Origin of the sequence: Desulfovibrio sp. ZJ200, from assembly GCF_011039095.1 — a bacterium.
Lineage (GTDB): Bacteria > Desulfobacterota > Desulfovibrionia > Desulfovibrionales > Desulfovibrionaceae > Desulfovibrio.
In genome coordinates, this window is record NZ_JAAKEH010000087.1 from 1 (window position 1) to 4,948 (window position 4,948).

At 60.4% G+C, this 4,948-nt stretch carries 6 protein-coding genes; all 6 read left to right on the plus strand.

Annotated elements, in window-relative coordinates; all coding sequences use genetic code 11:
• Positions 1-653, plus strand: a 653-nt coding sequence (locus G7Y52_RS14425) for a type IV secretory system conjugative DNA transfer family protein (protein WP_165073101.1), incomplete at its 5' end; no start/stop codon positions are given.
• The gene (traF, locus tag G7Y52_RS14430) at positions 650-1,189 is read left to right on the plus strand and encodes a conjugative transfer signal peptidase TraF (protein ID WP_165073103.1); all 540 of its coding nucleotides are present in this window, start codon (positions 650-652) and stop codon (positions 1,187-1,189) included. The genes G7Y52_RS14425 and traF, both read left to right, overlap by 4 nt.
• Positions 1,182-2,123 (plus strand): zincin-like metallopeptidase domain-containing protein, encoded by a 942-nt coding sequence (locus G7Y52_RS14435; protein ID WP_165073105.1) that lies wholly within the window; start codon positions 1,182-1,184, stop codon positions 2,121-2,123. The genes traF and G7Y52_RS14435 overlap by 8 nt, the downstream gene beginning before the upstream one ends.
• A 231-nt stretch (positions 2,124-2,354) precedes the next feature.
• The gene (locus G7Y52_RS14440; RefSeq protein WP_241159777.1) at positions 2,355-3,875 is read left to right on the plus strand and encodes a DNA topoisomerase; all 1,521 of its coding nucleotides are present in this window, start codon (positions 2,355-2,357) and stop codon (positions 3,873-3,875) included.
• 11 nt (positions 3,876-3,886) lie between these two features.
• Entirely contained in the window at positions 3,887-4,336 is a 450-nt protein-coding gene (locus tag G7Y52_RS14445; RefSeq protein ID WP_165073107.1) for a hypothetical protein, read from the plus strand.
• 41 nt (positions 4,337-4,377) lie between these two features.
• Positions 4,378-4,914, plus strand: coding sequence for a hypothetical protein (locus tag G7Y52_RS14450; RefSeq protein ID WP_165073109.1), 537 nt, complete (start codon positions 4,378-4,380; stop codon positions 4,912-4,914).
• Positions 4,915-4,948: the final 34 nt, after the last annotated feature.

Consider the following 4,948-nt stretch of genomic DNA (forward strand, 5'->3'; position numbering starts at 1 on the left):
GGTGGCATTCAGGCGAAAAACGCGGTTTTCGCCTGAATGTACGCCGCGTTGCGGCGGCTGCCGCTTTCGCGTCAGCAGAGCATTTTCAGAGTGAAAATGCTCTAAAGCAGCTCAACGAGGCATACGGCAAAGACAATGCCCTTATGGCCAACTGCCATGTGCGCATTGCCTATGCGCCCAATGATCCGGACACGGCGGAGCTGCTTTCCAGAATGACGGGCAAGACCACGGTGGTGGAAAAGAAAACCTCCATCTCCATCGGCAAGGCCGGGCGTTCCCGCTCCATCAACATGGCGGAAACGGCCCGGCCCCTGCTGACGCCGGATGAATGCTCGCGCCTGCCCGGCGCGGAAAAAGACAGTGAGGGCAAGGTCACAAAACCCGGCCATATGCTGATCTTCACTGCCGGCCAGTATCCTGTTTACGGGATGCAGATCCTCTATTTCAAAGATCCCACATTTTCGCGGCGCTCCAAAATGCCCGCGCCTGGCCTTTCTGAAAAGTACCCCGACGGCATCACGGATTCGCTGTACTTTCCCCGCCCTGCGGAATGGTTTTCTCCGGTGGAAAAGCCCCGGGAGGGAAAAAAGCCGGATGTGCCGGCGCAAGTCCGTCCCGCCACCTTCGAGAGCTTTCTGGAGGATCGGGGATGAAGGCATTTTCAGTCTTTTTTGCCGCTTTCTCCCTGCTGCTGTTGCTGCTGCATGGCGCGGGCTTCCGTTGCAACCCCACGCCATCCCTGCCCAAAGGCATTTACCGCATTGCGCCCGGCGCTCCGGAGCGCGGCGATCTCGTCGCCTTTTGCCTGGAGTCTGCCGTCTGGACGCCTGTGGCCAGGGAGCGCGGCTATCTTGAATCAGGCTCCTGCCCCTCCGGCCTGCGTCCCCTGCTCAAACGTCTGGCCGGCTTGCCGGGGGATGCCGTGGATGTGACGCCTGACGGCATGAAAATCGTGCCCGTCACCGGGCCGGGCCGCTTTTGGCCCGCGCCGGCTCGGGATCGCGACAGCATGGGCCGTCCCTTGCCGGCAGGCTCGCTGCGCTCCGGCGGGATCCCTGCGGGCATGGCCCTGGTGCTGGGCGAGCATCCGGGCAGCTTTGACAGTCGTTTTTTCGGGCTCGTGCCTTTGGCGCGCATGACCAGGGTAGAGCCCGTTTTCACCTTCACTCAAGGAGAACACCATGAATAAGGACGAAGTAAACGCTGTGGCCGAGGACGCTTTCAACCAGGCTCAGGACGGCCTGGCCGTGCCGCTGGATCCTGAAATGGCGGAAGGCATGGGAGCATTCGCGGAACAGGCCCTGACGCTTCAGGATGTGCTGGACGCCCCTCTTCTCACGACTGAAGGAAAAGAACAGGATCGATTGGATGAAAATGGTCAGCCGGTTCTGGGCGATGACGGCAAGCCCCTGAAGGAAACTGTCGCGCTTGAGCGGCCTATTCTGCGCATGGCGCGCGTTTTCAATGCGCAGCAGGTGGAAAACTTCCCTCCGATCCCGGCGCAAGAGAAGGCCTTTGCCTGGAATCCCCAGGAAAAGGCTGAAGCTGTCCTGACCAATTCCGGCGCTGTCATCAAGCATGATCAGCATGATCGGGCCTTCTACTCCCTCCTGTCTGATAGCATTCATCTTCCACCCAAGGGCAGTTTTGATCAGGCCGACAAATACTATGCCACGGCCCTGCACGAGCTTGGGCACTGGACGGGCGCGCCCACGCGCATGAACCGCGAGTTCGGCCCCAGGGGTTCCAAAGCCTATGCCAAGGAAGAACTGCGCGCGGAAATCAGTTCGTGGATGGTCGGACAAGACATTGGTGTGGGTCATGAACCCGGCCAACATGCGGCCTATGTGAAGTCCTGGGTACAGGCGCTCAAGGAAGATCCGCTGGAAATCATGCGTGCCTGCCGGGATGCGGAGCAGAGCCGCGACTATGTTCTGGGGTTGGAAATGCAGAAGGAAAAGACTCGTGAGCAGAGTGTGGAACGCGGGCAAGAGGCCGCCAGCATGGCCGCGCCTGCCGGCGCGCCGGTTTTGGATCCTGCGCCGGCCAAAACCTATCTCCATGTGGCCTACAAAGACAAGGAGGCCGCCAAGTCCCTGGGAGCCCGCTGGGATGGCAGGTAAAAACGGTGGTACGCGCCGCAAGGCACGAATCTTGAGCCTCTGCGGCGTTTCCTGACGCCGCTGGAACATGCTTTCGCCAGTGCCAGTGCCGCCGCGCCGGCGGAAAATCTCTCTCCCCAGGAAGAGTTTGCCCGCAAACTGACGGATCTGGGCCTGGACCTCAAGGGCCGGCTCCCGGAACTGGACGGCAAGCTGCACCGCGTCCCTCTGCTCGCCAAAAGCGGCAGGGGCGTGGATGGAGCGTATTGCCTTCACGGCGACGGCATTCCCGCCGGGTGGGCGCAAAACCATGTCACCGGCGAAAAGGTGACGCTCGTGGCCACGGGCGTTGTGCTTTCGCCGGCGGAACGGGAACGGCAGCAACAGGAACGGGCCGCGCGGCTTCAGGCGGCGGAAGCGGAACGGATCAGGGAGCAGGATGCTGCCGCCCAACGCTGCCAGGGCATGTGGGACAGCTTCAGTCCAGCCGTCTCGTCTCCCTATCTAGAGAAAAAAGGCGTGGAAGTCTTTGGCCTCAAGGAAGATCAGGGGAATCTGATTGTTCCTCTGCGGAACATCCACGGCGAGTTGCGGGGATTCCAGGCCATTGCGCCGGATGGCCGGAAGGGTCTTGCCACGGGCATTGGGAAAAAAGGCAATTTTCATCTGATCGGCGCGGACGGCAAGGACTTGTCCCAGGGAGAAATTGTCCTCTGCGAAGGCTACGCCACGGGGGCTTCGCTGCACATGGCCACCGGAAAAGCCGTGGCAGTGGACGGCAAAAAGGCCGTGTTTGAGGCCAAAGGCCGGACGCTCAGAGAACAGGGCTGGAAAGTGGTCATGGCTGCGGACGCTTCCCTGGCCGACGCGGAAGAGGCGGAGCCCGACAACGCCGTGCCGGACCTCAAGGCCGGATGCCAGGCTACGGCTGTCCAGGGCGCAGTGAAGATGAAAAAAACAAAGCCCGCCCCCCGTTTTTCCGAGGCCTCGCTGATCCGTGAGATGGAAAAGCGCGGCATCGGCCGTCCGGCCACCTATGCCGCCATCATGGAGAACATTGCCGCGCGCGCCTATGTGAAGGAGGAAAAAGCTTTCCTCGTGCCCACGCCGCGCGGGGAAAAGCTGGTGGACGCTCTGGCGGGCGCATTCGGCTTTCTGGATCTGGATTTTACCAGCCACATGGAAGAACGGCTCGACGATGTGGCCAACGGCAACGTCAGTTATGTGCAATGCGTGGGCGCGTTCCATGCCCAGCTCATGGAAGAGCTGGGCCGGTTCGTCCAGGCGCATGCCGTCCCTTGCCCGGCCTGCGGAGATCGGGAGCAGTTCCGGCATGTTTACTCCAGGGAAAAAGGCTGGAATTTCTGGGGCTGCAAGGCCTGCGGAGCCATTTTTGCCGATGACAACGGTCGGCCGGGCCTCAGACAAGAAAAGGGAGCTGCGGAACTGACGGATTTTTTATGCGAGAAGTGCGGCAAGCCCCTGCACCACCTTCAGGGCACGAAAAAAGACGGCTCCGGCCAATATGACTTTTTTGCCTGCTCGGACAAGGCGTGCGGCGCAAAATACGACAATGTGGACGGCAGGCCCGTAATCCGCAAGGCTCCGGCGCTGTCTGAACATACATGCAAAAAATGCGGCAAGCCTCTGGTGCCCCGGCCCACAAAAAACGGCGGCGTGTGGTTCGGCTGTTCGGGCTTCCCCATGTGCAAGGCCCGCTATTGGGCCAAGGACGACGGCAGCCCTGATTACGACAATCCCCCCAAACACTGAAAGGAGTAACAATGTCCGGTTTCATGAGCTCCACCACGGCAATGAAAATTTTCGAGGCTCAGGCCAAAAAGCCGGATCCCGAGAAGCTGAGGGAACATGCCTTTTCGCCCGCGCCCGGCCCTGACGGCAAGCGTGTGGGCTGGGTCGGCCTCACTGATCCGCTTGACCTTGATTTCAGCTTCGGCATGGACTTCGGCCGCTTCCTGGCCTTTTCCCTGCGGATCGACGAACGCAAGCCCTCCAGCGCCACTATCAAAATACGTCTGGCGGAAGCTCTCAGGGAGGAAGCCGCCGCCAATGGCGGCAAAGTCTCAGGCAAGCGGAAGAAGGAATTAGAGCGGTTTGCTGTTGAAAACGGCAACCGCTCTGGCGACCGCGGGAGCGGACGCCCGCGCCGAATGAGCCTGAAAACCACGCTTTTCAGGCGAAATGATGGCAGCGCCGCTTTTGAAATTGAATAATTTCAAAAGCAAAATGTCTAAAAGAGGCGATCACGTCCACGGTGACTTCCAAGGCCGATTTCATTCCGTCCCTGACGGATTGCATCTGGGATTTGGAGGCGCAGCGCCTCTATGTCTCCACGGCTTCGGAAGGCGTGCTGGCCATCCTGCTGGAGCTGTTTCACAAAACCTTCGGCATTACCCCCACGCCGTTGTTGCCCAAAGCGGATATGGCGGCGGTTTTCGACAGAGCGTTCCGTGAAAACATCCCCGTGGACGGGAGCGCCGAGGTCAGCGCCAACGGCTGCTCCGTGACGCTGGCCACGCCGGAGCAACAGGAAGACAAGGCGCATGTGGTTGTGGTCAACAACCAGGGCGCAGTGACCACGGCTCTGCAAGAGGGCCTGCGGATCACCAAGATGGCGTTGCTGGCAGTGGACGGCGAACAGGAACTTGCTTTCTCCCTTGCTGATGATCTGACAGTTTCCGGCCTGAAACTGCCCAGGGGAGAAAAGGGCGATGACGCCGTGGCCACGTTCCTGCTGAAGGCGGATGCCTGCGCATGTGTGGCTAACGCCGTGGAGTGCATGAGTAACTAACGTACGTCCGGGGCTAGAGCGTTTTGCTAATGAA

Excerpts from the sequence above, each read along its gene's own strand:
- G7Y52_RS14435 (WP_165073105.1), top strand. The coding sequence starts at position 1,182 with ATGAATAAGGACGAAGTAAACGCTGTGGCCGAGGACGCTTTCAACCAG.
- G7Y52_RS14445 (WP_165073107.1), top strand. The coding sequence starts at position 3,887 with ATGTCCGGTTTCATGAGCTCCACCACGGCAATGAAAATTTTCGAGGCT.
- traF (WP_165073103.1), top strand. The coding sequence starts at position 650 with ATGAAGGCATTTTCAGTCTTTTTTGCCGCTTTCTCCCTGCTGCTGTTG.